This is a genomic window from Paenibacillus sp. R14(2021), assembly GCF_019431355.1.
Classification (GTDB): domain Bacteria; phylum Bacillota; class Bacilli; order Paenibacillales; family Paenibacillaceae; genus Paenibacillus_Z.
In genome coordinates, this window is record NZ_CP080269.1 from 3,437,779 (window position 1) to 3,462,728 (window position 24,950).

At 45.2% G+C, this 24,950-nt stretch carries 24 protein-coding genes and 1 pseudogene; 4 read left to right on the top strand and 21 right to left on the bottom strand.

Annotated features, from left to right (window positions below; translation table 11 throughout):
- Positions 1 to 51 precede the first annotated feature (51 nt).
- Positions 52 to 570: a tyrosine-type recombinase/integrase gene (locus KXU80_RS15970; protein ID WP_258171032.1), complete on the bottom strand. Its 519-nt coding sequence runs from the start codon at positions 568 to 570 to the stop codon at positions 52 to 54.
- A 238-nt stretch (positions 571 to 808) separates the two neighbouring features.
- Here KXU80_RS15970 and KXU80_RS15975 point away from each other — a divergent pair, with 238 nt between their 5' ends.
- Complete coding sequence (locus KXU80_RS15975; protein ID WP_258171033.1) at positions 809 to 1,960, top strand: IS110 family RNA-guided transposase; 1,152 nt, start codon at positions 809 to 811, stop codon at positions 1,958 to 1,960.
- Positions 1,961 to 2,168: 208 nt separating this feature from the next.
- On the opposite strand, the gene KXU80_RS15980 is transcribed toward KXU80_RS15975, so the two are convergent.
- The 7 genes from KXU80_RS15980 to KXU80_RS16010 form a co-directional block, all read right to left on the bottom strand.
- Positions 2,169 to 2,615, bottom strand: coding sequence for a GNAT family N-acetyltransferase (locus KXU80_RS15980; protein ID WP_219834259.1), 447 nt, complete (start codon positions 2,613 to 2,615; stop codon positions 2,169 to 2,171).
- 225 nt (positions 2,616 to 2,840) lie between these two features.
- Complete coding sequence (locus KXU80_RS15985) at positions 2,841 to 3,320, bottom strand: hypothetical protein (RefSeq protein ID WP_219834260.1); 480 nt, start codon at positions 3,318 to 3,320, stop codon at positions 2,841 to 2,843.
- Positions 3,321 to 3,483: 163 nt separating this feature from the next.
- The gene (locus KXU80_RS15990) at positions 3,484 to 3,858 is read right to left on the bottom strand and encodes a pentapeptide repeat-containing protein (protein ID WP_219834261.1); all 375 of its coding nucleotides are present in this window, start codon (positions 3,856 to 3,858) and stop codon (positions 3,484 to 3,486) included.
- A gap of 92 nt (positions 3,859 to 3,950) precedes the next feature.
- Complete coding sequence (locus tag KXU80_RS15995; protein ID WP_219834262.1) at positions 3,951 to 5,684, bottom strand: ABC transporter ATP-binding protein; 1,734 nt, start codon at positions 5,682 to 5,684, stop codon at positions 3,951 to 3,953.
- Positions 5,675 to 7,429 (bottom strand): ABC transporter ATP-binding protein, encoded by a 1,755-nt coding sequence (locus KXU80_RS16000; RefSeq protein WP_219834263.1) that lies wholly within the window; start codon positions 7,427 to 7,429, stop codon positions 5,675 to 5,677. Before KXU80_RS16000 ends, KXU80_RS15995 begins: the two co-directional genes overlap by 10 nt.
- Before the next feature lie 785 nt (positions 7,430 to 8,214).
- Entirely contained in the window at positions 8,215 to 9,336 is a 1,122-nt protein-coding gene (locus KXU80_RS16005; protein WP_219834264.1) for an NADH-dependent flavin oxidoreductase, read from the bottom strand.
- A 140-nt stretch (positions 9,337 to 9,476) separates the two neighbouring features.
- On the bottom strand, positions 9,477 to 10,199 hold the full coding sequence (locus KXU80_RS16010; RefSeq protein WP_219834265.1) for a DsbA family oxidoreductase: 723 nt from the start codon (positions 10,197 to 10,199) through the stop codon (positions 9,477 to 9,479).
- Positions 10,200 to 10,412: 213 nt separating this feature from the next.
- On the opposite strand from KXU80_RS16010, the gene KXU80_RS16015 reads away from it, so the two are divergent.
- On the top strand, positions 10,413 to 10,970 hold the full coding sequence (locus KXU80_RS16015) for a TetR/AcrR family transcriptional regulator (RefSeq protein WP_219834266.1): 558 nt from the start codon (positions 10,413 to 10,415) through the stop codon (positions 10,968 to 10,970).
- 612 nt (positions 10,971 to 11,582) lie between these two features.
- Here KXU80_RS16015 and KXU80_RS16020 read toward each other — a convergent pair.
- The 3 genes and pseudogenes from KXU80_RS16020 to KXU80_RS28315 form a co-directional block, all read right to left on the bottom strand.
- Positions 11,583 to 12,260, bottom strand: coding sequence for an endonuclease/exonuclease/phosphatase family protein (locus tag KXU80_RS16020; protein ID WP_374987708.1), 678 nt, complete (start codon positions 12,258 to 12,260; stop codon positions 11,583 to 11,585).
- Positions 12,261 to 12,330: 70 nt separating this feature from the next.
- Complete coding sequence (locus KXU80_RS16025; RefSeq protein WP_219834268.1) at positions 12,331 to 12,591, bottom strand: hypothetical protein; 261 nt, start codon at positions 12,589 to 12,591, stop codon at positions 12,331 to 12,333.
- A gap of 72 nt (positions 12,592 to 12,663) precedes the next feature.
- Positions 12,664 to 12,847: pseudogene (locus tag KXU80_RS28315) on the bottom strand (hypothetical protein); the annotation flags it as partial.
- Positions 12,848 to 13,142: 295 nt separating this feature from the next.
- Here KXU80_RS28315 and KXU80_RS16030 point away from each other — a divergent pair.
- A complete protein-coding gene (locus KXU80_RS16030; protein ID WP_219834269.1) occupies positions 13,143 to 14,414 on the top strand; it encodes an IS110 family RNA-guided transposase in 1,272 nt (423 codons plus the stop codon).
- Positions 14,415 to 14,806: 392 nt separating this feature from the next.
- Here KXU80_RS16030 and KXU80_RS16035 read toward each other — a convergent pair whose 3' ends face one another.
- The 9 genes from KXU80_RS16035 to KXU80_RS16075 all read right to left on the bottom strand — a co-directional run bounded on the left by KXU80_RS16035 (position 14,807) and on the right by KXU80_RS16075 (position 22,251).
- A complete protein-coding gene (locus KXU80_RS16035; RefSeq protein ID WP_219834270.1) occupies positions 14,807 to 15,196 on the bottom strand; it encodes a VOC family protein in 390 nt (129 codons plus the stop codon).
- A 203-nt stretch (positions 15,197 to 15,399) separates the two neighbouring features.
- The gene (locus KXU80_RS16040; protein ID WP_219839071.1) at positions 15,400 to 15,789 is read right to left on the bottom strand and encodes a GNAT family N-acetyltransferase; all 390 of its coding nucleotides are present in this window, start codon (positions 15,787 to 15,789) and stop codon (positions 15,400 to 15,402) included.
- A gap of 219 nt (positions 15,790 to 16,008) precedes the next feature.
- Entirely contained in the window at positions 16,009 to 17,481 is a 1,473-nt protein-coding gene (locus tag KXU80_RS16045) for an amidase family protein (protein WP_219839072.1), read from the bottom strand.
- Between the two features lie 27 nt (positions 17,482 to 17,508).
- Positions 17,509 to 18,294: an aminoglycoside 6-adenylyltransferase gene (locus tag KXU80_RS16050; protein ID WP_219834271.1), complete on the bottom strand. Its 786-nt coding sequence runs from the start codon at positions 18,292 to 18,294 to the stop codon at positions 17,509 to 17,511.
- A gap of 211 nt (positions 18,295 to 18,505) precedes the next feature.
- Positions 18,506 to 19,132 (bottom strand): hypothetical protein, encoded by a 627-nt coding sequence (locus tag KXU80_RS16055; RefSeq protein WP_219834272.1) that lies wholly within the window; start codon positions 19,130 to 19,132, stop codon positions 18,506 to 18,508.
- Between the two features lie 494 nt (positions 19,133 to 19,626).
- Positions 19,627 to 20,898, bottom strand: a complete 1,272-nt coding sequence (locus KXU80_RS16060) for an IS110 family RNA-guided transposase (RefSeq protein WP_219834273.1) — start codon at positions 20,896 to 20,898, stop codon at positions 19,627 to 19,629.
- A 142-nt stretch (positions 20,899 to 21,040) separates the two neighbouring features.
- The gene (locus tag KXU80_RS16065) at positions 21,041 to 21,349 is read right to left on the bottom strand and encodes a hypothetical protein (protein ID WP_219834274.1); all 309 of its coding nucleotides are present in this window, start codon (positions 21,347 to 21,349) and stop codon (positions 21,041 to 21,043) included.
- Positions 21,350 to 21,420: 71 nt separating this feature from the next.
- The gene (locus KXU80_RS16070) at positions 21,421 to 21,876 is read right to left on the bottom strand and encodes a hypothetical protein (RefSeq protein ID WP_219834275.1); all 456 of its coding nucleotides are present in this window, start codon (positions 21,874 to 21,876) and stop codon (positions 21,421 to 21,423) included.
- 87 nt (positions 21,877 to 21,963) lie between these two features.
- A complete protein-coding gene (locus KXU80_RS16075; RefSeq protein WP_258171034.1) occupies positions 21,964 to 22,251 on the bottom strand; it encodes an immunity 8 family protein in 288 nt (95 codons plus the stop codon).
- A 146-nt stretch (positions 22,252 to 22,397) separates the two neighbouring features.
- Between KXU80_RS16075 and KXU80_RS16080 the strand changes: the two genes are divergently transcribed.
- Complete coding sequence (locus tag KXU80_RS16080; protein WP_219834276.1) at positions 22,398 to 23,669, top strand: IS110 family RNA-guided transposase; 1,272 nt, start codon at positions 22,398 to 22,400, stop codon at positions 23,667 to 23,669.
- A 359-nt stretch (positions 23,670 to 24,028) separates the two neighbouring features.
- On the opposite strand, the gene KXU80_RS16085 is transcribed toward KXU80_RS16080, so the two are convergent.
- On the bottom strand, positions 24,029 to 24,673 hold the full coding sequence (locus KXU80_RS16085) for an SMI1/KNR4 family protein (RefSeq protein WP_219834277.1): 645 nt from the start codon (positions 24,671 to 24,673) through the stop codon (positions 24,029 to 24,031).
- Between the last annotated feature and the right edge of the window lie 277 nt (positions 24,674 to 24,950).

The window sequence follows — 24,950 nt, forward strand, 5'->3', positions numbered from 1 at the left end:
GTTAAACTGCACTTTAATTGGAATCTCTTGCGGAGAGCCGCTACTGACACACTAAAAAAATCGGCGATAAAGTTCTCTTCTACGCTCTCCACGGAGCTGGGCATAAATTTGTGTGGTCGATGCTTTTTCATGGCCCAGCATTCCTTGAATAAAATCTAACGGTGCCCCGTTATCCAATAGCTGGCACGCATAAGTATGACGAAAACGATGAGGGTATACGTTTGCCTCGATCGCTCCTCGAACTGCCAGCCGCTTTATCGCCCACCTGAGTGTTGGAATGGCCATACGCTTAACCGGATTCGTGTCCGTTACAAATAAGGCCTTACACGAATCCTTACGGCTTGCCAAGTACTTCTTCAACCATACCTTACACTCAGTTGTGAAGTAAATTTCTCTTTGCTTTGAACCTTTCCCATTTACAATGGCTGAACAGTTCTCCCAATTTAGATCCTCAATGTTGATTCTCTCGACCTCTCCAATACGGCAGCCTGTGCTGTAGAGAAACTCGAGTAGAGCCTTTTCCCTTGTAGTCTGACAGGATATCTTTAGATGAATTACATCTTCCTCCATCGAATTCGTTTATCCATTTTAGGCTCACGTAGCTTGAGTGAAGGGTTGGTGGATAGATAAGTTTCTTCATATGCAAAACGGAAGAGCGAACGCACAAAACGAATACGGTGCCCTAGACTGCTTGGCTTCAAGCGATCAGATTGCTTAGCTAGGTAGTCTTTAAGCAGGTTCAGATTAATCTCAGCAATTTCTAGATCCCCAAGTTCTGTTACCAGCATCTTGAGCTGAAGAGCTAGTAATGACGCCCGAGGGAAAGGAGATTTGTACGTTTCCTACTAAAACTGTTTTTCTGCTTCAGTTAATCGACTGGATTAAGAACCATGGTTGTACTCATGTGGCAATGGAAAGTACAGGCGTATTTTGGAAGCCAATTGTTAACCTCTTAGAATCTGAGGATATTGAGTTTCTAGTCGTGAATGCCCAGCATATGAAGGCACTTCCAGGACGTAAAACCGATGTTAAAGATGCAGAGTGGATTGCCCAACTCCTCCGCCACGGGCTCCTGAAAGCTAGTTTCATTCCAAACCGTACGCAACGTGAACTTCGGGAGTTAGTTCGGTATCGTCGAAGCATCATTGAAGAACGTGCCAGACAGCACAATCGAATTCAGAAGGTTTTAGAAGGAGCAAACATTAAACTTGGGTCCGTTGTTTCCGATATTATGGGCGTCTCGTCTAAGGAGATGCTTCGTGCAATTGCAGACGGCGAAGAAGATCCTGAGAAATTGGCAAACCTGGCTCAACGCTCATTGAAAAAGAAGAAATCAGAACTAGAACTGGCTCTGCGGGGTTACGTAAACCCTCATCAGCGTTTAATGATCAAGACCATTCTAACTCATATCGATTTTCTGTCGGAACAAATAGAGCGGTTAGATCAAGAGGTTGCCCTGAGAGTTAGCTCATTTCAGGAAGATGTAGAACGCCTGGACTCCATACCAGGTATAGCTCCTCGAATGGCGGAACAGATCTTAGCTGAGCTTGGAACAAACATTGAGAAACAGTTTCCTAGTGCGGCTCATTTATGTTCTTGGGCAGCCTTAGTTCCTGGTCACAATGAGAGCGCCGGCAAACGAAAGTCTTCCAAAGGAAAGAAAGGAAACAAATATTTGAAATCTGCTTTAACTGAGGCCGCTCATTCAGTGGGTGCATCTAAAAACTACCTTGGTGCAATGTATCGCCGAGCACTCGCTAAAAAAGGCAGGAAACGAGCCGCTGTTATAGTCGCTCATGCCATGTTAAGAATCGCTTATTACTTACTATCTAGAAAAGAAATGTATGTGGACCTAGGCGAAGACTATTTTGAGAGGCATAAACAAGCAGCCATTGTTCGAAATTCCGTTCGAAGACTTGAAAGCTTAGGATATGCCGTTTCAATCTCAGAAGTTTCTTGATCTACTATCTCCTGATAATGAATTGACGCGGTGCGGCACCTTTAAAAAACTAAAGAACTGCGCCTCTCTTTGGTTTTGTCTTTTTTAGATGTTACTACGAGATGAATTTTCATGGTAGTTGAGCGAAGGCAGCCGATCTTTTCCGATCGACTGCCTTCGTGTCTTTGTTACGCTATCGTGCCCGTTAGCGTACTAGTGTAGGCGAAATTCAGATATTTTTGTATAGCAATCTTAATGTTTGATTTTCCTTGAACTCTCTTTTTAAATAAAAATTGTAGGCTGGTGCAAATGTGTTGGTCAGCAATATTACGTTATCAATACCTAGAGGCTTGATGTCCGCATAAGTAAACTCAAGCATTTTTGAACCTATTCCAAGTCCCTGCAACTCAGATTTAACAAAGAACTCTTCAATTAAATATTCCTTACCTCTCCACCATTGCTTTTCCTTCCCAAGTATCGTTGCAACTATTGAGTTCCCATTAGATTCATCAATTGCTACATACCCTCTAAACCCTGGTGTCTTCCAAAAGTCTAAGAACAATTGTTTAGTAACATCGTATGTCCATTTATTATTCCAAGGAGGTTGGTTAAACACCTCAATAAATAAGGCTATGCAGCGTTCTAAATCATCCTCAATAAGACTTCTGAAAAGCATGAAGTTCTCCCCCTCAAAAACAACCATTATACGCTAATATTCGGCTTGCTTTTAAGGATTCCTTCTCGTAGCAGTTTCCCAAGTAAACTGCCCGTACTTCAATGAAAACGGCAGCTGATCATTAAGCCAGCTGCCGTCGTGTCGTATTGAGCAATAGTCTCCCGTTAGTGCAATAGATGAAAACTGCTAATACGCTAGCCGAATGTAGACTGCCTGCTCGTTTAACTAATTACAAACGTCATTACTTTCTTTCTCTAACCATTGAAGATAATTAAATAGCTCTTTAGATTTAGCTTGAAACCTCTTCGAGTCATACCGAATCACTATTTCATCTTTAATACCGGAGCTTGATGAAAATCCACTTCCATCGGCATTTCTTGTATGTACCCAATTATAAGCTTTCGAAATTGTCATTGTCTTTCCATCATTCATAATAATTTTAATTACTGTCGGGTACTTATTAAATTCTGCTGAGCCATGGACAGGTTTTGAAGAGTTTATTCTACCGATTAAATTGAAAATGATTGTTCTCTCTTGTTCATTAGTCATTTCGCACAATGGAGAATCCGGTGCTCCTGGAAAGTTCCTGACAACCTGCATTGATACAACATCTTCGACCTGTACAATTTGCTTTGATGGTGACTTCCAAGCTGTCAGGATTGTGAGTGACAAGATAATTGTAAGTGCAATTTGAAAATTCTTCATTACTAATCCTCCATTTTTGATTTGGTATTATTTTCTCCAAATCAAATCGAAGTATCCTGCCGTTAGCGTTATGAAAAATGGAGTAGCTGCCGAGGGCAAACTGCTCCATGTTGTTGAACTATCGTTCTCCGTTAGCTTAACAACCTCAACAGCACTACATTCACTAAATAACCATTTGTTCCAGGTCTACCCTACTTAACATTTGCCCGTATGAACTGTTTTCTTCAAACACTGTTCCATTTATAACAGCACCATGCCAATCGACTGATTCCACAGCGCAATACCGTATTTCAGCATCGGTTAAATCTGCATCTTGAAATATACAAGTTTTAAGGTTGGTGGCAATAAGTCGTGCATTTTTCAAATTACACTTTGTGAAATCAACACCAGTTAAAAAACATTCATCAAAGGTGACACCTTGCAAATCCCAGTTCGAAAGATCCCCTGAGTTCACGACATCAATTGAACGAAAACTTCTGATACCATTATTCAACTCGATTATAAGTTCTTCAATCGTTATATCTCTTTCGATGTACATTATTATCGCTCCTTTCCGAACTAACGTCTCCGTTAGTTTAATAAAGGTGTTTTGTAGGAAAATTACCTTCACCAAAATTCAACATCCATTATTTACTCGATCACGAGCTCCTGAAGCTTCTTCAGCCTTGCGTAATATCCGTCCGTAGACAACAGTTCCTCGTGAGTGCCCATCTCTACGAGCCTGCCCTTGTCCATCACGAGAATGCAGTCGGCCTCCTTGATCGTCGCCAGCCGATGAGCGACGACGACAATCGTTTGGTGTCCCTTAATTCGCTCAATGGTCTCTTGGATATATTGCTCTGAGATGGCATCAATGGAAGACGTAATCTCGTCAAACAATAGGATCGGCGCCTCTTTGAGCAAAGCACGCGCGATAGCGATTTTTTGCCGTTGTCCGCCCGAGAGTTTCACGCCCGACTCGCCCACCTGTGTCCGGAAGCCGTCTTGAAATTGCTCGGCAAAGTCAGAGACGCCTGCCCGGGAAGCCGCCAAATAGACATCATCCTCGGATGCATGTTGACGGCCGAGGGCGATATTATCGAAAATCGTGCCTTCAAACAACGGGCAATCCTGCGGCACGTATGCCGTTTTATCTCGGAGTTCCGCAAGCGGCGTGCCGGAAACCTCCTTGCCGAACAAGGCTAAGCTTCCCTCGTATTCGTATAAGCCCATGAATAGCTTAAGCAACGTGCTTTTGCCACTTCCGCTCTCACCAACAACAGCCAGCATCTTGCCTTTCGGCAGCTCGAACGAGACACGGTCCAGTACTTTGCGATCCTTATAACCAAACGCAAGCCGGCTGCAAGCAATCGCGTTCGCGTGCTCTTTCGGCGCCACCTGAGCCCCTGCTCTCGCTCCGTCTTCTTCCGGCAGATCCATCAGCTCTAGCACGCGAACGCCGCCTGCTAGACTGCTTTGCATATTCGCCATCATAAACCCGATACCTGCGAGCGGATTGACCAGCATGCTGCCCATATTCAGCAGGATCGGAATTTGCTCAATTGAAATGGTTTCGTTCTTCCACAGCACGAAACCAATCCCGATGCTGAACAGAACGACGAAACTCGCCTGTACTTGGCCTAACGTGTTTTGCAGCGCCGTAAGCCGGACCGCGGCTACTTTCTTGTCCTGCAACTCTCGGCAAACATGCTCGTAGTGATCCAGTATGACGGATTTACCGCCGTAGAACCGAAGCAGTTCAGCATTGGTTAGCAGGTCGGATAAGCCCATAACCGATTTAGACACATGGGCTCTAGCGATACTATACCTGACCCTGGCCGGAGCGATGAATTTAACATTAATCCAGAGCATGAGCAAGCCGAACAGCGTAAGAATGATCCCGCTCAGCCAACTGACCGAAAAGACCGTCACGATAGAGGCGATTAACGTAAATAGCAATGCGATGGCGTTCTGTACCGTTTTCTTGAACACTTCGGAAGCTGCATTGACGTCGCCGTCTAATCGGACGAGCATATCTCCGGCATGGTTGCTCGCGATCGCGCTCAGCTTAGACGTCATGATGCCGGCGAACGCCTTGAGCCGCATGCTTCGCGTTGCATGCTCTGCGTCTCGATTGGCAACTGTATTTCCGATCGCAACAATGAGCATCAGCAGGACATACAAACTCGCATACCGGATCATGTCCGATACCGCCTCTTGATAGGTGCCGTTCGTCACTGCGCCGAGCACTTTACCGAGCAGCAGCGCCATGATTAAATTCTCACAATAGCTCGAAACGGACACCGCGATCGAACTGGCCGCATAGCTTCTTTTCCACGGCCGCATGTAAGCGAACAACGGCTTCAATTCTCTGATTAACTCCATTGCATGACCTCCGGACGGTCTTTGAAGGATTGTAGTTTCAGCATTTCCAGGTAGGGGCCCTCTTCAAGAATCAATTCATCGTGAGCGCCGACCTGCACGATTCGTCCTTGATGAAGCACATAGATGCGGTCCGCTTTCTGGATGGTCGCCATACGATGGGCAATCGTCAGCGAGGTTTTACCCTCTGTCAGCAACTGTAAGCAAGTCTGCACCTTCTCCTCCGAAACGGCGTCCAATGCGGAGGTAGGTTCGTCCAGCAAGATCAATTCGGCATCCTTCAGTAATGCACGCAGAATGGTAATTCGCTGCTTCTCGCCGCCGGACAGCTCGATCTCGGCTTCTCCGACATGCTTGTCCAAGCCCCTGTCCGCCAACAACGATTCCAAGCCGGCTTCTCTGCAGAGGTCCGCAAGTCGTTCGTCCTCCATCTTAAACTGGCCGGGCAGCAAATTGTCTCGCAGAGTGCCGGGGAACAGCTGGTTCTTTTGGCTGACGAATGCAATATGCCGGCGCATGGCTTCCTTCTCCCATGCATCCGTGGTATGCCCCATAAGCTCGACGCAGCCGCTGCTTGGCTCGACAAATCCGCAGATCAATTTCATCAGCGTCGATTTCCCCGATCCGCTGGCACCGACGATCGCAACGGACTCGCCCTTGCGTATTTCCAGCGAGACGCCCTGCAGGACCTCTTTCTCTCCAGGATACGCAAAATGCACTTCTTCCAGCTTAACGATACAGCTGCCGTCCCGATCCGGCTCGGAGCCGCTGCCATCCTCTTCTTCGGGCAAGGCTAGATAGCCGTAGATACGTTCGCAAGCTACTTGAGTCTTTCTGAGATAAGCTACGATATCCGGCGTGTCCTGCAACCAGCCGAAAAAACCACCGCCGATCGTGACTAGCGACAGAAGCTCCCCTTGCGACAACGTCCCCTTGGAAATCCGCCATACGCCCAGCGCGATCACGGTAATCAGCGGAATGAAACCGATAGCTTTGCCTGCCGCCGCGACATAGGCAATCGTTCTGCCGTTCTTGATTGCCGCGTCCGTTGACTGCTGGACAGCTTGCTCATACTGGGCGTAAACCTTGCGCTCCAGCCGGAACGATTTGATCAGGGCTATAAAATGAATGCCTTCTTTGGCTCGTTGCTGCGATTGCGCCAATTGGCTTCTATAGACGCGTTCATGGGCGCGGACCTGCTTGGTCATCAGAATGCTAAGGGGAAGAACGACCAAGGAGAGGGAAATAAAGACGATCGTGATTTCAACGTCTACCGATAGCATGAAGGCCGTTACACCGATCAGCTGCACGAACAACGTCGTGACCATCGACAGACCATAATAGGTAAAGCCGTTTAGCATATCCATTTCCGAGCCCAGGTGGGAGATAATCGTACCGCTATCGTGAGTTTCTAAATACGGCATGCGCAGCTTCGTCGTTTTCTTGCCGATCACCAGCCGCAGCCGAAGCATGACTTCTTCGGACATCCGCCCCTTCGTATACGTCGCCAGGCCGTGAAACGGGGATGCCAAAAACGTGGAGCCAAGCAATAAGAGAAACGACATCATGAACGTTTCTTTATGGTCAAGGATATCGTCCGCGACTCTTCCGATCATCTTTCTCATGTAGAAATCCATAAGCAAATACGCGATTGTGGCCAAAATACTCGTAAAATAAAACTTCCAGCTTTGAAGCACGTCTTTCATAAGACGGGAGGCAGAACCGGAATAGCTTGTCGAATCGTTCACTACGATCACCTGCATCCATGTGGGGTAACTTGCATGTGTTTCAATCGTGTTGAGAGCGATGAAGCCGAAGCGCGAATGAGAATTGCCGGGAGATTAAGGAGGAGAAGCAATAGGAAGCGATCTCATTACTCTACCATAAATAGGAATTCTAATGTTATCATTTTCACGACATGATCCATGCAATAACACGACAAAAATGAGTTTACGTAACGACAATGAGCTGGTACTGCAGACGTTTAAACAAGCTTTAGAACGCAAAAAGACGTGACTGGATTGATCGTTCATAGCGATCAAGGATTCCAGTACACGTCACATGCCTATCACGACATGTTGCCGAAGGTTGGCGAAAAAAAAACAGCATGTCTCGTCAGGGTCCGATATATTGTAAAGAAAATGGAGCATCTGCCGCAGATAAACTGCTCCAAGATGATTTGAGCTATCGTTCCTCGTTAGTTCAACAAACAACGTCAACCGATCGAGTACCGGTTGACGTCATGTGTGATTGAGCTATAGTTCAACGTTATTGGAATGAACAAATGAAAGCTACTTGGTTAGGGAATCAAGTACCTCGGGGAGGGCCGCTTGTGACGTTGCTAAGTGATCTAAATCTTGGAATCGTCTCAAGCTCGCGTTCGGGATGATGTTCGTCAAATACTCAGCATGAAAAATAGGTATGGATTGATCCGCTTCGCTGTGCCAGAATCGAACGGGAACACGAATATCTTCTAATTTGACGTTCCAATGTTCGTTTCCTCGACTGGCTCTCTCGTGCCTGGTCAACACTCTTACACAACCGGAAACCAGCCAGGAACACTTAGAAGCAAATTCCACATGGGGTCCGGTATGACTAGCTTATTTTGAGCCGATTTCGGCAAGGTCGTTCTGATATCGGCTTCCCGATTACTTAGAACCTTTTCGACCCACTTTGGTTCCATAATGATAACATGCCCCAGAGCCAATAAAGATACTCCCGCGTCCAGAGCCTTAGCAACATCTTGCGGCGAATAAAGTCCGCCCACTCCGATTACGGGTACGCTATTGGCTGCCCTTTCCTGGATGAGCAGCACGCGTGATTGGGTATCCTTCTTATCCCGAATCGATCCATCCCAAAAGCCTCTTACCGAGACATGAATGTAATCGAGCTTCTGTTCGGCCAAAACGTCCACCAGGCGAAGCGTGTCTTCCATGGTGATTCCCGGATTTTCCATTTCTTCAGGCGATACTCGATACCCGACGACGAACGGTGCTTTGGCATAGGCAGCCACCGCATTTTTTACGTTTTCGATGACGGCAAGCGGAAACGCCATTCTTTTTTCGATCGTGCCTCCCCACCGATCGGACCGGCGGTTGGAATGAGGGGAAAAGAATTGTTGAATCAAGTACGTGTTTGCACCGTGAATCTCGACACCGTCAAAGCCCGCTTCTATGGCTCTGCGAGTTGCTTCGCCGAAGGCATTAATGATGGAAATTATTTCTTTATCTGTCATTTCCCTCGGCACGGCCGAACCTGGACGTGCTGCGGCTATAGCGCTGGCGCTAATCGGCTGCCGCCCGCCAATTAAATCTGGCGAAGTCATTCTCCCGGCATGGAAAATTTGTAAAATCGCCTTCGAGCCTTGATCTTGAATCGTGCGCGATAGTTTTGTCAGGCCGGGAATGCAGGCGTCGCTATCCGCGCCGAGTTCGTTTATATAAGCCTTACCTTCCGGCGCAACATGGGCGCAAGCTGTAATAACTGCACCGACGCCCCCTGCTCGCTCTCGATAATAATCCAGCTCTTGCTCCGACACGGTTCCATCCTCCAGAGAGGAGGAATTGGTCATCGGCGCCATCAGCACCCGATTTCTTAGCTGTACACCCGAACGAAAAGTCAACGGTTCAAAGATCCGTTTATAGTTAGCCTTCATATTGGATTGACTCCCTTATCGTAAAATTGCTCATGTTGCGATCGCATGGCATACAGTCCTCCCGCGTTGCGGGGCGGCATCAGACGCCCGAGCGAAGTTCACACACTTCATTTGGATCGCCCTTGAAATTGCGGATCACATTAAATCTTGCACACGCCGTCTTCCCCGCAAATACCGCCTTCGGAATCGCTGTTTGACCCATTGTCAATCATCTGCAGAGGATGTTCATCTTTCCAGACTTGTTCAATTACTTCGAGGAACGCATCGCTGCCCCTTACCCCGGATACGGCATACTTATCATTGAAGATATAGAACGGCGTTCCAGTAATTCCCCTCCTGGACCCGTTTTGGCGCTCCTTCTTGACCGTATCCTTGTACCGATCACTGGACAGCATGGCAAGAACTTCACTGGTGTCAAGACCGCTCTCGCCAGCAAGATTAGCAAGTGTCGCATGATCGCCGATATCCAATGCATCGGTAAAGTACGCCTTATATACCGTAGCCATCCACTCCGCTGCTTTGCCCTGTTCCTGCGCATAAACCGCCACGCGAAGAGCATCTGTCGTATTGGACGGAATCAATTTGTAAAGATTATAGGTGAGGCCGATATTTTTGCCCATCTGGACCACCGCTTTATTTCCTTCTCTTACATAGTCGGGCGACATTCCGCCGCCATGAATCTCGGCTGTCCAGTCATAATAATTTTTGCCGGTATTGCTCGGAGCATCGGGGAATAGCTGGAACGGTCTGTAGATGACTTCTACTTGATCCCTTTGACCGAATTGTTCCAGAGCTGTATCCAAATTCGTTTTGCCGATATAGCATAACGGGCACATGACATCCGACCAAACCTCGATTTTCATGATCTCTCCGCCTCTTTTCTGCAATTTTTATATAGCTGTACATGTGAATAGTTTCAACAATATTAGACGACAACCGTTGATTAACTCACATGTATTGATTTACATTATAAAGAGTCCTGGCGATATCTCAATCGTCAAAAAAGTGACTTTTGTCATGTAATTGACGCATCGTTCAAATCTGTTCAGAATCATAAGCCGAGGGGAGGCCGCACCATGTCTAAAGTAGACAGAAGAACAATCAAGACCAGGGAAGCAATCAATCAAGCTCTGATTGAATTGATGTCCGAGAAAGACTTCGATACTATTACGATCAACGACATCTCGAATAGAGCCGATATTCACAGGGGCACCGTCTATCTTCATTATTCGGACAAATATGACCTGCTCGACAAAGCGATAAAAGATCATTTGGGCAATATGTTGAAATTTTGCATTCTATCGAAGCTTCCAGAGGAGAAATTGGATCTCGATCATTCCCTTTTGCCGATGTTTCTTTATTTTGAAGCGCATTTTTCATTTTATTTCACTGTCCTGACCAACAAAGGTACGGCTTGTTTTCAGGAGCAATTAATTCTGCTTGTCAAAAACGGAATTATCAAACGATTGAAAGTAAGCGGGAATTACGAGGAAGGCAACAAAGAGGTTGCCGTTCAATTTATGTTATCCGCATACGTTGGCGTCGTGGAATGGTGGATCAAAAACAATATGCCCCTGTCTCCGCAGACCGTTGCCGAACAGCTATGGGACATGTTAGAAAATAATTATGTGTAAAAAATCCCACCAACAGGCGGGACGGTTAATTTCTAGTCTTATACGGCCGAGAATATCCGCTGTCCTTCTCGGATGCATTGCCGGGCACCCGCCCGCCGTAACGATTCGATGTGGGCTCGCTGAGAAGCCTGTGCCGATGTATGAGAGGGCTTGAAACAAGCAAAAACAAACAACCTGGCCATTTTGGCTCTCGGTTGTTTGTTGTGTTTGTTTGTTGGGTTAGGTTTGTTGGGTTACTTGGAGACTTGCGTCGTGCCGGCGTACGAGCCGTTTACCGGTCCGATCGCTTTCTATTCGCCAGGTTGGACCTTAGTGAGGTCCAATACGGCATCGCACGTTTTTTTTCACCACGAGTGACCATCTTTTTGCGCACGATAATTCGTCCATCTGTGAAAGAAACTTCTTCACGAATTTGCTTCTGTAAATCCCACCCCGATTGGACAAGTGCTGGCGTTATATATTTCGTACATATATCGCGTTCTGAGAGGTCTTTTTTGTTCATTTTAATCCTCTAATTACCCTGCGAAATAGTTCTTTAGTCATATTCAATAACGAAACTTGAAACTCCTTTTTTTCAGCAAATATTGCCCAATAATGTTCAACATACTTCGCTTACTTAAATTCAAATATTAACGGTACATGGTCGCTATTTAACTCAGATAGTAATGCCAAACTTTCAATATTAAAATGATTTGATTTGCTTATTAAACTCTCCGATGCAAATATATAATCGATATGATATGGTTTCTTTGGACTATTGTGGAGATACGTATAAACTGTTTCTTTTCCAGTCTCTTCTCCAGACATTTTATGATATACACTTGAAATGTTTTTCCTCATCAGTAATTCTACAACGGTTGAATGATTTTTCCTTCTTAAATTATCCCATATCGCATTACTATTGAAATCACCTGCAATGATACATTTCTCGTTAAGTAGGTGTTCATATCTTAAAAGGGCGAGATATAATTGGCCAATATAAGTCTCTTCTTTTCTCATGCTTTTGTTGCCTTTTGTCCAAACGGCAAATAATAAAAACGACTCATCATCATTAGATACGACTACAGGAACTATATACTGAAACTCTTCTGTATAATTCTCATGAATTTTTAATTTATATTTTTCATTAAGCGAGAAAATTCCTAGCCCTTTTTTACCATCTAACCCAACCCATTTAAAGTCGTTGTAAAAAACTTCATGCTTCTTTTTTGAAAGGTCTTCGCATTCTGGAATTACCATAATGTCGGGATTGTACCTGTACATCTTCTTATATTTATTTCGAAAGGCCATTCGACAATTCCAAGATACAATCCTCAACGAAATCACTCTTTCCCATTAAGTTCACTTGAAAAGCATTTAATCATCTTGTTTTACGATCTGAACGTTTTGCCTTTGCTTCAACCGTTGTCCTGAAAGTAAATCCATATTGCTTCTTATCATCATCAATTCCAGAATTAATTACATTGTAAATGAATTTGTTACTATAGCCATTAAATAGATCAAGCCCTCTGAGGTATCTAAAACACTCCTGGAGGTGCTTAAATTCTCTTTCTGGAAGATCATTTTCTATAAGAAACACAGGAATCCAATTTGAATTTGACCTTGAATTAATTGCCGACACTTACATTCCCCTTTTCACGTAACCGAAGTATTTACATTAATTGTAACAGAAATACAGCATGAGCACCTTTCTTCATGTCGTTTTATCACCGTCTGGATACTTTTCAATATGGTTAGAAATCGCTGATCCTGCTCCTCGATTATCGGAAGGTGTGATGTACCATATATCAGCACCTATACCACCTTTTACTGGCCATTCATCACGATCATATCCCACTCTTCGTTGGAATGCCCTTTAGTGACTCTTTATGATGCTCATGTTCAGTGAAAATAAAGTATTAGACTGGATATCCTTATTCAGTGCAAGTCTTCGAATCGATTGATCGTCAGACTCTATAAAATAAGTGTTAGACTGACCATGGAATTGAAACAGCGGCAGCCAAGGACGAGAAAATAAAGTCCTAGACTGCCGCTGCTTCATTCAACTATCGTTCCCCGTTAGGATTCCTGTAGAGTGTTAATTTTGCGCTTTGCACAAAAACGAGCGACTCCGGTACGATGGGTTAGTCACGGGTCATAGCCCTTTAGCCATCTTAAGGAGGTCGCTCTATCTTGAAGTTTAAAGCTCAAGCCAAACAAAATCAACTGCTCGAACGCATTTCAACCCAGCACCTTGTCGTCGGTATCGACATCGCCCAGCAGTCCCATGTTGCTCGCGCCGTCAACTTCCGTGGAATCCTGCTCGGCACTCCGCTTCACTTCTCCAACGACGATGCCGGCTTCTGCCTACTGCTGCAGTGGATGAAAGATCTACACGAAACGCACCAGCTAAGCGACACCATCATCGGCATGGAACCAACCGGCCACTACTGGCTCAGCCTCGCTGCCTGGCTCAAAGATCGCCACCTCGAGGTCGTGTTGGTGAATCCTCATCTCGTCAAAAAGAACAAGGAAAACCGAGACAATACACCATCCAAAAGCGACATCAAAGATGCCTTTGTTATCGCCGACATGGTGAAAAACGGCTACTACTCCTTCATCAAAGAAACCAGTGAAGTGTTCATGGAACTACGTGTTCTCATGGCGAACCGAGAGACAATTGTTCATCGTCTCGTCAGCGTTAAGAACCAGATCCACCGCTGGGTCGACATTGTGTTCCCCGAGCTGCGGCAGGTATACAAGCACCTCATTGGCTCCGGATCGTTAGCTACTCTGCGTCTCTTTCCTACACCTGCCGATCTTCAAAAGCTCACCGTTCGCCAGGTAGTCGACGGTTGGAAAACGATCATGAAGCGGCATAGCGGTGAACGAAGAGCTGGCGAGCTGCTGGCTCTGGCAGCTCGCTCTGTCGGCGCCAAGCATGCCGAGCGAGCCTACAAGCTTCATCTGCAACAGCTGCTGGCGGAATATGATCTGGCTATGGAGCAGCTGCAGGTCATTGAGGCTGAAGTCACGGCTGCACTGGTCCGGATCCCGCTAGCCGAGCCGCTGCTGGCCATTAAGGGTATGAGCATCCTGTCAGTCGCCGGCATTCTGGGTGAAGCTGGCGACCTCAGCGGCTATGCACATGGCAATGCATTGCTGCGGCATGCCGGCCTCAATCTAACTGAAGCGAGCTCAGGCAAATGGAAGGGCCAGATGTCCATCAGCAAACGTGGCCGACCAAGGCTTCGGCATGCCCTGTTCATGGCAACGATGGCCCTCATCATGAACGATGTATCGTTTAAACGACAGCACGAAATGAATGTAAAGACGAAAAGCATGAAGCCGATGCGCTCCGTGATGAAGCTTTGCGGCAAGCTGGCTCGCTTATTGGTTGCCATGGCACAAAGCGGTGAAACTTACGAACCGGATCGAGCTCTTCCTATGAAACAAGCTGCTTAGCCGCTTCTCAATTAACACGTAAATTGGCTTATTCGCGGGATCTCAAGGCTGCACGGAGTACCGGATTGCGTTATGCAAAAGGGCACAGACCCGTACCGTTAGGATGACCGGCCTCCACCCACCGGATAGGCGTAACGAAGGAATGAAAGGGCATCGACCCGTCGAGAAATGGGAGTGAAAGCCTCCGGAGGTACGTGGAGTAACGTGCAACAGAGCAGTAAAAAAAGGAGCGCAAACTCGCCCCTTCTGTTCCCGCATGCGCTTCGGTTGGCAAATTTGACGGTACATGGCTTCTTCTATCCGGATAGCGATTTATCTATTGGAGAGATCCTGCGAATAAGCGAGCATTCGTGAGAAAACTACATTTTACCGAGGGAGCTTAACAACTGAATTTATGAATCAAGCAAATCATTTGCTTGCCATATTAATATCTTATTTCCATCGGGGTCATACATTGCAAAACTATAACCAATCCATGAATGGTCAACAACATCTTCAACCGATACTCCATTTAACTTTAAATACTGGTGCAATGCATTTGCATCATCAGTATGGATGTGGATAATTGGAATTACAAAACCATTTAGCTTCCATTGGACGGTTTCGTCTACTTTCAGTAAATTGAGGTCAGGTCCACTCGATAATCTTAAAAATGTATCTCCCTCTCTTATTTCTCCTTCGTATCTACAGCCAAGATGTTTAACATACCATTCTGCTGATTCTTTTACATTCGTAACAGGAATACAACAATTAATTACTTTTTTCACTTGAGCTGTTAGCATATTATTAACTTCCCCCTCAAAAGCATAGTTGCGGATTCCAACACTCAAATATTATCGTACAAATGGTCTTGTGCAAATATTTTCCTTTTAACTAAACTGCCCGTTAGTTGAGCGAAGGCAGCCGAACATTTCCGATCGGCTGCCTTCGTGTCTTAATTGAACTATAGTTCCCCGTTAGCTGAATCAAAATTAACTTTACATAATTATAACTGTTTCTCAAGTATGATTTTCGTTTCCCCTTTATCATCCGTGTAAGTTCCAATTATGTTAAAATCATGCCGAATGTTAAGAATGAGCATTTTCCGCCACTTATTTTTAGTTTGTGTCCGAACTACTTTATATCCTTGGCTTTTACACCATTCGTGCTGTCTGATCATCAATTCCGACGCGATTCCCTGACTACGGTATTCAGGATATACTGCACCGAGCCAACTATAAAAGCGGCTCTTCCTGTCTTGATATCCAATCTTATATCCAATAACACGCCCATTGTCGATTGCAACAAGTATTAAGTATTGAGGTCTGCCCGATAATTCTTGCGTTATACTATTCGAGCTTTGGTTCCCAAAGATACTTTCGTGCAGTAAACACATACTTTTAAACCAAGCAGAACCAGTCTCTAAGTTCGTAAAAGTATTATATTCCAATATAATTCCCCCTTTTTTCGAACAAGGACTCCCTCATCGTCTCTAGCACAGGACATATTTTACCACATGGTGGAAGTATCCTGCCCGTTACTTCAATGGGAAACGGCAGCCGACCGTATGCCGACTGCCGTTGTGTCTCCATTCAACTCTCGTTCTCCAGTTAGCTCAAGGCTTAAGATTTGGCATTTTTCTGTGTTTGGTTTGTTGTTCAAATGCAAATGCAATTCGTATTAGCTTCGATTCACTGAATGCCGTTCCTGCGAACGTAATGCCGAATGCTCTTCCATTATCTTGGAAACCAGCTGGTACCGCTATGGACGGGTAACCTGCTCTAGCGCATAGATCAGCGCCGACATAGGACGGAAAAAGGATTGCATCCAAACCATACTTGTTCAAGGCGTAATCAATCCCCTGATTTTGGGCATCGTACAAATCAGATATTAACTCTAATATGTATTTCTGACTCTTTAATGGGTTATTAATCTGTGACCGAAACTTCAGTGAATCTTGTCCATATTTCAAAGCTTTGTCACTATTCCGTTCATTCCATTGGATTAATTCGTCCAGATTATGGACAGGAAGATGAGCAGGGAGACTTTGCAAAAAACGTTCAACCGAATGCTTAAATTCATGGTTCATTTTGTACTGCGTCCACTCTTTATTGAACGATGGGATTTCTATATCATCTATTACATTCGCACCCGAATCTTTTAACAATGCCACAGCATCGCTAAATAATCGATCATCGTATTCACCAATGTCGCGGTATTTCTCGGGGAGAGCATTCCTGAATACCCCTATGGTTGCTTTACTTAATCCGTCTTTATCTAAAAATGCAGTGTATTCCACGTTAGCAAGCCCATTCCTCCATGTGGCAGGATCGTTCTCATCCTTACCAGCTAGAGCAGTCAATAAGATAGCCGCATCCGTCACTGTCCTTGCCATTGGACCGGCCGTATCCTGAGAATAGGTCCACGGAATGATTCCTGACCGACTTATCAGCCCAACGGTGGGTTTGATGCCGACAATGGCATTCTGTACAGCGGGGCTTAAAATGGAGGCCGAAGTCTCAGTACCGACTGCGGTCGTAGCGAAATTGGCTGCAACGGCTGCGGCGGATCCCGTACTAGATCCTCCGGTGAAATGGTCGCCGTATGGATTTTTGGTTTGCCCTCCTATAGAACTGTATCCTGCCCACATCAAAGGCGACATCCCGTTGGCCCACTCGGTCATATTTGTTTTCCCTAGAATAATTGCACCAGCATCCCTTAATCTCCGAACGAGAAAAGCATCGCTTGAACTTACATGGTGCTCCAAAGCTAGAGCTCCTGCACTTGTATGCATTTTATCATTGGTTTCAATATTTCCTTTCAACAGCACGGGAACACCATGAAGACAGCTTCTTGCACCAATTTCTTTTCTTTCTCGGTCTAATGCTTCAGCAATAAAGATCGCGTCCGGATTAATTTCCATAATCGCGTTGATGAAGGGACCGGACTGGTCGAACATTGCTATACGATACAAATAATGCATAACAAGTTCTCTCGAGGTAATTTCCCCTCGGTCCATTGCGTCCTGCAATTCAAGTATTGTTAATTCTTCGCTATTTATTTTTCCTAATCCAAAGATATGTTCCATCATGAATTCCTACTTTCGACTGTTGAACTAACGTTCCCCGCTAGTGTAATGATGTGAGAGCAAGACATCAGCCTCAGCTACAGCATTACGAAACAATTCCTCTACCAAAATGATTCTCTCAGCTATATCTTGTACAGTTTTCGTACCATATAAATTCTCCAATGTTAACACCACGTCAGCAGGAAAATCCCGAGTCGCATGAACCAAAAAGCAATCAGCCTGAAATGGAGTATGGAGGATACGAAATACATCAACAAGTGGATTCAATACAAACTTCTGATAGTAAATCAACGACTCTAAAAAAAGCCCGCGTTTTGTATATTTAACCGCCCGGCTTCTTTGACTGAATACTCCTTGAGCACGTACCAATTGATTATGCAGTCGTGAACAGTGAGTCATATAGTCAACATTTTGATATTTTACAATACCGGCCTTATCCACCAATACAACCGGTACGACGGTGTTATCTTCATTTGTGAATGAAACTGGAACACTTTCACTTTGAATTGTCACATCAACTAAAAGATAGTCAGATGTCTCCTGAAGGTGGTACACCTTATAGCGATTATTAGCGGACCGGCCAGGTTCTTCATATGCAATATTTACTTGTCCTAATTGCCTCATGCATTCGTCTAGTCTCGTGAAAGCATCGTCTATGAATCCTTCTTTTGTGTAACATACCAGATCAATGTCAGAGTACTTGTCCAAATTTTTAGTTCCATCTGAGCCTTCTAACCAGATGGCTAAGATATAATTTTCACTTCCAAGATCAGAAACTATTCCTTTTAAAATTGTCTCACGGGTAATCGCCATGGTTATTCCTCCGCCCCTTTTTATTAAGGATAATTTTACCATGACATTCAATTTCTTAACAGTTATGAAGGTATCTGAGTTATTTGAACTAATCTGCCTGGTAGTTGAAAGAAGGCAGCTGATCATTTTCTCTGACCAGCTGCCTTCGTGTCTTGTTGAGCTATCGTTTGCCGTTTACTTAATAAAATAATTTTCCACAGAACTGAACAATCTACGCTTGGCTAGAAGGAATGAAGATATTTATTAGCTTATTCAATTGGTGGAAACGGTCCCGTTCAATAAGAACAACTAATAGTTCATTTCCGGTATCCGTGAAGAAGAATCGTTTTGGGCTACCGCTCGCAGCAAGCAATTCAGAGAAAATCTTGAAAATTTCGAGGCTCAACCAATCGTTCTGCGTAGAAAGCGTATAGCAATAGTTCGTACCGTCAGCATTAAAGGCTATCCATGCCTCTTCTGCTTCGATATCAACGTAATCCTGAATATCGGTGATTCTTATTGCCGGCTCAAGCATAACCGAAATCCGTTCTAATGCTCGAACATAATCGCCGTGATCCTCGATACATTCGTGATCAAAGCACCAGACGTCATTAGTCGGGTATAGATCACTGTCAGATTCTAAGCCGCCTCTTTCCGACCCTATACTCATTAGGAGATGAATATACGGCCGTTCCTCGTACTCTCGGATCTCGAAATCTAATACGTCCCTGAATTCTACATTCTTTTTAAGCGTAATGCCTACTTTCTCTAAATTTACAAGCTGCTCTTCAATTGAAATACTGACTTGCGTAGGTTTTTCGGCTGATAATTTGTCTTTGCGCTTAAATAGACTAAACATGCCTTGGTTTTACTCCCCTCAGAAGCCCTTACACCAATCTCCTTGCTCAGCAAAAATCACAATTCACCGTCTGAAGTTGAAGTTCATGATAGTCTAAGCGGCTCATTAAACTCCCTCGGTACGATTTAGTTTTCTCACGAATGCTCGCTTATTCGCAGGATTTCACCCTTGCCAGAAATGCAGAAAAATAGTAAGCGAACCCTTATTGTGACCAAAACATCATGAAGGCGTGAGGAAATAGAGGGGGAAGGTTGCAACCCCATATCCTTCCATATACTGCACGCTTCTCCACGCCGCCCCTGGAGGTTTTCACTCCCATGTCTCAACGGGTCGATGCCCTCTCATTCCTTCGTTACGCCTGTCCAAGGGGTGGAGTCCGGTCTTGCTAACGGTACGGGTCGGTGCCCTTTGGTTTAATGCATCCGGTACGCCGTGCTTTCTTTGAAATCCCGCGAATAAGCCAAAATACGTATGATGAAACGGTAGGATATGACTTAAGCTGCTAGTTGAATGGACATCGTTTTATGGGGATTATAGGCTTCCCGGCTACGCGCCATTCCAACCAGTATGCGAGCTAATTTACCACACAGTTTCATAAGAGACCTCATTTTCTTCATCTTTTTCACCTGTACATTGTACGCATGCATGGCTTTGAATTCAGGATTGTTCGCCACTAAACTCATGGCCATCAAGAAGATAAACCGCCGAAGGCGAGATCGTCCTCGTTTGCTAATCTTCATCTGTCCGGTCCATTTACCTGAGCTGGCTTCAGCGAGGTTTAGGCCAGCATGACGCAACAGGGCATTGCCGTGAACAAAGCCGCTTAGATCTCCTGCCTCACCGAGTATACCGGCCAGTGAAATGGCGCTAATCCCTTTGACAGCAAGCATGGATTTCGCAAAAGGGATCCGATCTAATACGGTAATGATCTCCGCCTCAACCGTCTTTAATTGCTCGCATGCAAGGTCGTATTCATCTAGGAGCTGCTTTAAGTGAAGCTTGTAAGCATGCGTGGCTTGTTTAGATCCAATAGAACGACTAGCAAGCGAGATAAGAGCTCGAGCCCTGCGCTCACCAGAATGGCGTTTCATAAGGGTTTTCCAGCCAGCGATGACGTCTTGGGGCTGCAGCTTACTCAATTCCTCGGGCGTGGGAAAGAGACGCAAAGTAGCTAACGAGCCAGTGCACATCAAGCTCTTGAAGACTTGTCGCAGCTCTGGGAAAACAACGTCGACCCACCGATGAATTTGGTTCTTGGCACTAACGAGTCTCGTCACGACAGAGTCGCGGTTGGAGAGATAGACGCGTAATTCTTCGAAGGCTTCGGGCGTGTTGCGGATGAACGAGTAGTAGCCGTTTTTGACCATGTCCGCAATGACGAGCGCGTCCTTTTTGTCGCTCTTGGATGGCGTGTTGTCGCGATTTTCCTTATTCTTTTTCACCAGATGAGGGTTAACGAGAACAACTTCAAATTGATGATCTGCGAGCCAGTTAGAGAGATTATGCCAGTAATGACCGGTTGGTTCCATGCCCACAATGGCTGCAGTTAAGCTATGGGCGGCTTGTAGCGAATGGATCCACCGAAAAAGGTTTTGAAAGCCATCTTCGTCATTCGAGAAGGATAGCGGATTTCCAAGTGCGATCCCACGGAAGTTGACCGCTCGTGCGACGTGAATGTGTTGAGAGATGTCGATGCCGACGACTAGATGGTGAGCGGTAATTTTTTCAATGAGTTGATTTTGTTTATCCTGCGCTTTAAACTTCATAGTAGAGCGTCCTCCTGGATGATGGGATTTTAAGGGCTATGACCCGTTGCGTACTCCCATCGTACCGAGGCGCTTTTCTTTTTTCAAAGACGAAATTAATCCATCTACAGGAATGCTAATGTTCCCAGTTAGCGTAGCGACCTCAACCTCGCTTCAATAACATATCATTAAATATCTTTGTTATTTCAGCAGAGCCAATAATTCTAGATCCCTCTTGAATCCTTATAACTTTTCCTATCCATAAGCACTCAGGATAAGCCTCTGGTGTAATGAAGGTAATTGTGCCAAGTACAGTTTCACCCAACTCAATTATTTTCTGACCATAATAATGGTGTTCTCCTGATGTCAAATAATCATCTCTTATTAAGTGGTTCGGTCGATAACCCGAAATAGCTGGTCCAGTTCTTCCGTCTTTGGGAAAGAACATGATTTTAGCTTCAACATCGGCCATTAACAATTTCACTCCATTATTCAGCTATCGTCTCCCGTTACCTCAAACCATAATATCGATCAAGTTTTTTACTAATTACGAATGGAGAGACCTTCAGTCTTGATCCATTCATAAAGACTGTTAAATACTTTTTTGGTATCCCCACGCATTTGATATTGTTTTTTATCACTAATAATTACCCCAGATTCATTCATATCAAAGGAATAGTTATCCAGAGCCCCATCTCTATTCCGATAAAAGATAATCATAAAAATTACTTCATCAGTGCTCCCTTTATATGTTTTAAGTTCTCGATTGTACGTTTCTGAGTCTAGAAAATTGAGCATTTCACTAATCTTAGATTCCTCATGAAATTGCATTGAGTATTGATGCATTTCACCTTGAGAACTAATCGTAAAATCGATCTTTTCAATATTATTTGTATGTCTCATAACATGTTGAATTTTTAGTGGGGAAGCAAAATACCAAATTAGCCCTAAGACAATGAATACAGTTATGAAACATATTAAAAGCCCCAACTTCTTCAAATTAGGATATCACCCGCTCACTGAATGTTGTTTTTTCAATTAGCACACCTTAAGGTATTCGTAAAGTGAATTAAACTATCCTGCCCTTTAGTTCAATGGTTTTGATGCTTCGAACAACTCATTTTCATTCTCTAAATACTTTAATGTTCGCTCAATGTCGTCTACTTCATAACTCCGTACAATTATCATGTGTTTGATGAACAAACCTGGGGGATTGATATTCTTACGGGAAAGATTATTTTTTAGCCTGTCAGGTGTATACAAGATGCTCCACCGCTTGCTTCCATCTTCAAAGGTCATGGTAATCTCGACCCAATTCCATTCATCTGAAGGACCCTGTGGGTCATCGTCGAAACGCCAGTTCAATAATTTCATGCAATCCTCCAAAAGATATACTCTCGTGCCCGTTAGGATTCCTGTAGAGCGTTAATTTTGCGCTTTGCACAAAAACGAGCGCCTCCGGTACGATGGGTTAGTCACGGGTCATAGCCCTTTAGCCATCTTAAGGAGGTCGCTCTATCTTGAAGTTTAAAGCCCAAGCCAAACAAAATCAACTACTCGAACGCATTTCAACTCAGCATATTGTCGTCGGCATCGACATCGCCCAGCAAACCCACGTTGCACGCGCCGTCAACTTCCGTGGCATTCTGCTTGGCGCTCCGCTTCACTTCTCTAACGACGACGCCGGTTTCTGCCTTCTGCTGCAGTGGATGAAAGAGTTGCAGGAAACTCACCAACTAAACGACACCATCATCGGCATGGAACCCACCGGCCACTACTGGCTTAGTCTAGCTGCCTGGCTCAAGGACCGCAAACTCGAGGTCGTGTTGGTGAATCCTCATCTCGTCAAAAAGAACAAGGAAAACCGCGACAATACTCCATCCAAAAGCGACATCAAAGATGCCTTCGTTATCGCCGATATGGTGAAAAACGGCTACTACACTTTCATCAAAGAGAACACTGAAGTGTTCATGGAACTGCGCGTTCTCATGGCGAACCGAGAGACCATTGTCCACCGTCTCGTCAGCGTCAAGAACCAGATTCACCGCTGGGTCGACATCGTGTTCCCCGAGCTGCGGCAGGTATACAAGCACCTCATTGGCTTCGGTTCACTGGCTACCCTGCGTCTCTTTCCAACACCTGCCGATCTTCAAAAGCTCACCGTTCGCCAAGTAGTCGACGGTTGGAAATCAGTCATGAAGCGGCACAGTGGTGAACGTAGAGCTGGCGAACTGCTGGCTCTCGCATCTCGCTCGGTCGGCGCCAAGCATGCCGAAAAAGCCTACAAACTTCATCTGCAACAACTCTTGGCCGAATATGATCTGGCTACGGAGCAGCTGCAGGTCATCGAAGATGAAGTGGCGGCTACTCTGGCCCGGATTCCCCTAGCCAAACCGCTGCTGGCGATCAAGGGCATGAGCATCTTGTCTGTCGCCGGCATTCTCGGTGAAGCTGGCGACCTCAGCGGCTATTCACACGGCAATGCATTACTGCGACATGCCGGCCTTAACCTCGCTGAAGCGAGTTCAGGCAAGTGGAAGGGCCAAATGTCCCTCAGCAAACGTGGCCGGCCAAGGCTTCGGCATGCCCTGTTCATGGCAACCATGGCCCTCATCATGAACGATGAATCGGTTAAACGACAGCACGAAATGAATGTGAAGACGAAAAGCATGAAGCCCATGCGCTCCGTGATGAAGCTTTGCGGTAAGCTTGCTCGCCTTCTGGTTGCCATGGCGCAGAGCGGCGAAGCTTACGAACCGGATCGGGTTCTTTCTATGAAACAAGCTGCTTAACCGCTTCTCAACTAGCATGAATATTGGCTTATTCGCGGGATCTCAAGATTGCACGGAGTACCGGATTGCGTTGAACAAAAGGGCATCGACCCGTACCGTTAGGATAACCGGCCTCCACCCACCGGATAGGCGTAACGAAGGAATGAAAGGGCATCGACCCGTCGAGAAATGGGAGTGAAAGCCTCCGGAGGTACGTGGAGCAGCGTGCAGCAGAGCATTAAAAAAAGGAGCGAAAACTCGCCTCTTCTGTTCCCGCATGCGCTTCGGCTGCCGAATTTGACGGTGCACCCCCTCTTCTATCCGAACAACAAATTATCTATTGGTGAGATCCTGCGAATAAGCGAGCATTCGTGAGAAAACTACATTTTACCGAGGGAGCTCAATGAGCGAATGTTATTAAACAAAGGTTTTTCAAGAATAATTCCATGTTCATTACAACATTCAGACCAATCATAAACATCAGCAAAAGCTATTTGATCCCATAGTTCTAACAAATGATCAAGACTACTTGCAATTGTTGTCCCATGGATATATGGACCTCCATCCATCACGTCATGCTCTAAAAAAACGATCGAAAGGTTTCTAATATCAATACAAAAGGCATCACCATCTGGGAACCGAAACAAGGGTATCCAACTCGGCCAATCTCTTACGAGTACCTGCAATCCAGCATTCGAAGAAACCTCTGGGTCACTGGATGACTCTTTGACCACCTCAAGCATCTCACGATAAGTAGTTATTATTTCTTTAGGTGAGAGCAAGTGGAGATATCCTCTTTTACATGAATCGCCAAACTTATCTACTGAAGTATCCCAACATAAAATTAAGCCACTGGTTTCCTCTAAAAATATCCTCTTCAAACTGACTGGAAGTTCAGTATTAAGCGAAACTACAAGATCCTCCCAGGTTCTCATATCTATTTTGTGGTGAGGTCCTATAAGCTCAGTTCCTACCCCATGCTTATGTAATAAAGATGATATTTCATACACTCTGTCAATTAGCAAGAATTACAACCTCCGTTAAACTGCCTTAACACGCAAATTTTCATTATTGAATTCGTGAAGTTATTCCACATTCCTGCCCATTAGTTCGCAACATTGCGTATAGTTGGAATCGGTCTACTCCCACTATCTGTAAACCAACAATCCTGATCTAGTTCCTTTATTGAAAACACTTCCCTTTGTCAGTTCGGGATTGGGATTCCTTTTTCCTCCTGTCGCGCTAAACTGCCCCTTAACGTAATGAAGCCGCCAATCGTGCCGGTAGCTTCATCTTAGGTGT

Coding starts and splice junctions, on each gene's coding strand:
- KXU80_RS15970 (WP_258171032.1), bottom strand. CDS start 570: ATGGAGGAAGATGTAATTCATCTAAAGATATCCTGTCAGACTACAAGG.
- KXU80_RS15975 (WP_258171033.1), top strand. CDS start 809: ATGACGCCCGAGGGAAAGGAGATTTGTACGTTTCCTACTAAAACTGTT.
- KXU80_RS15980 (WP_219834259.1), bottom strand. CDS start 2,615: ATGCTTTTCAGAAGTCTTATTGAGGATGATTTAGAACGCTGCATAGCC.
- KXU80_RS15985 (WP_219834260.1), bottom strand. CDS start 3,320: ATGAAGAATTTTCAAATTGCACTTACAATTATCTTGTCACTCACAATC.
- KXU80_RS15990 (WP_219834261.1), bottom strand. CDS start 3,858: ATGTACATCGAAAGAGATATAACGATTGAAGAACTTATAATCGAGTTG.
- KXU80_RS15995 (WP_219834262.1), bottom strand. CDS start 5,684: ATGGAGTTAATCAGAGAATTGAAGCCGTTGTTCGCTTACATGCGGCCG.
- KXU80_RS16005 (WP_219834264.1), bottom strand. CDS start 9,336: ATGAAGGCTAACTATAAACGGATCTTTGAACCGTTGACTTTTCGTTCG.
- KXU80_RS16010 (WP_219834265.1), bottom strand. CDS start 10,199: ATGAAAATCGAGGTTTGGTCGGATGTCATGTGCCCGTTATGCTATATC.
- KXU80_RS16015 (WP_219834266.1), top strand. CDS start 10,413: ATGTCTAAAGTAGACAGAAGAACAATCAAGACCAGGGAAGCAATCAAT.
- KXU80_RS16020 (WP_374987708.1), bottom strand. CDS start 12,260: ATGGCCTTTCGAAATAAATATAAGAAGATGTACAGGTACAATCCCGAC.
- KXU80_RS16035 (WP_219834270.1), bottom strand. CDS start 15,196: ATGCTAACAGCTCAAGTGAAAAAAGTAATTAATTGTTGTATTCCTGTT.
- KXU80_RS16040 (WP_219839071.1), bottom strand. CDS start 15,789: ATGTGTTTACTGCACGAAAGTATCTTTGGGAACCAAAGCTCGAATAGT.
- KXU80_RS16045 (WP_219839072.1), bottom strand. CDS start 17,481: ATGGAACATATCTTTGGATTAGGAAAAATAAATAGCGAAGAATTAACA.
- KXU80_RS16050 (WP_219834271.1), bottom strand. CDS start 18,294: ATGGCGATTACCCGTGAGACAATTTTAAAAGGAATAGTTTCTGATCTT.
- KXU80_RS16055 (WP_219834272.1), bottom strand. CDS start 19,132: ATGTTTAGTCTATTTAAGCGCAAAGACAAATTATCAGCCGAAAAACCT.
- KXU80_RS16060 (WP_219834273.1), bottom strand. CDS start 20,898: ATGAAGTTTAAAGCGCAGGATAAACAAAATCAACTCATTGAAAAAATT.
- KXU80_RS16065 (WP_219834274.1), bottom strand. CDS start 21,349: ATGGCCGATGTTGAAGCTAAAATCATGTTCTTTCCCAAAGACGGAAGA.
- KXU80_RS16075 (WP_258171034.1), bottom strand. CDS start 22,251: ATGAAATTATTGAACTGGCGTTTCGACGATGACCCACAGGGTCCTTCA.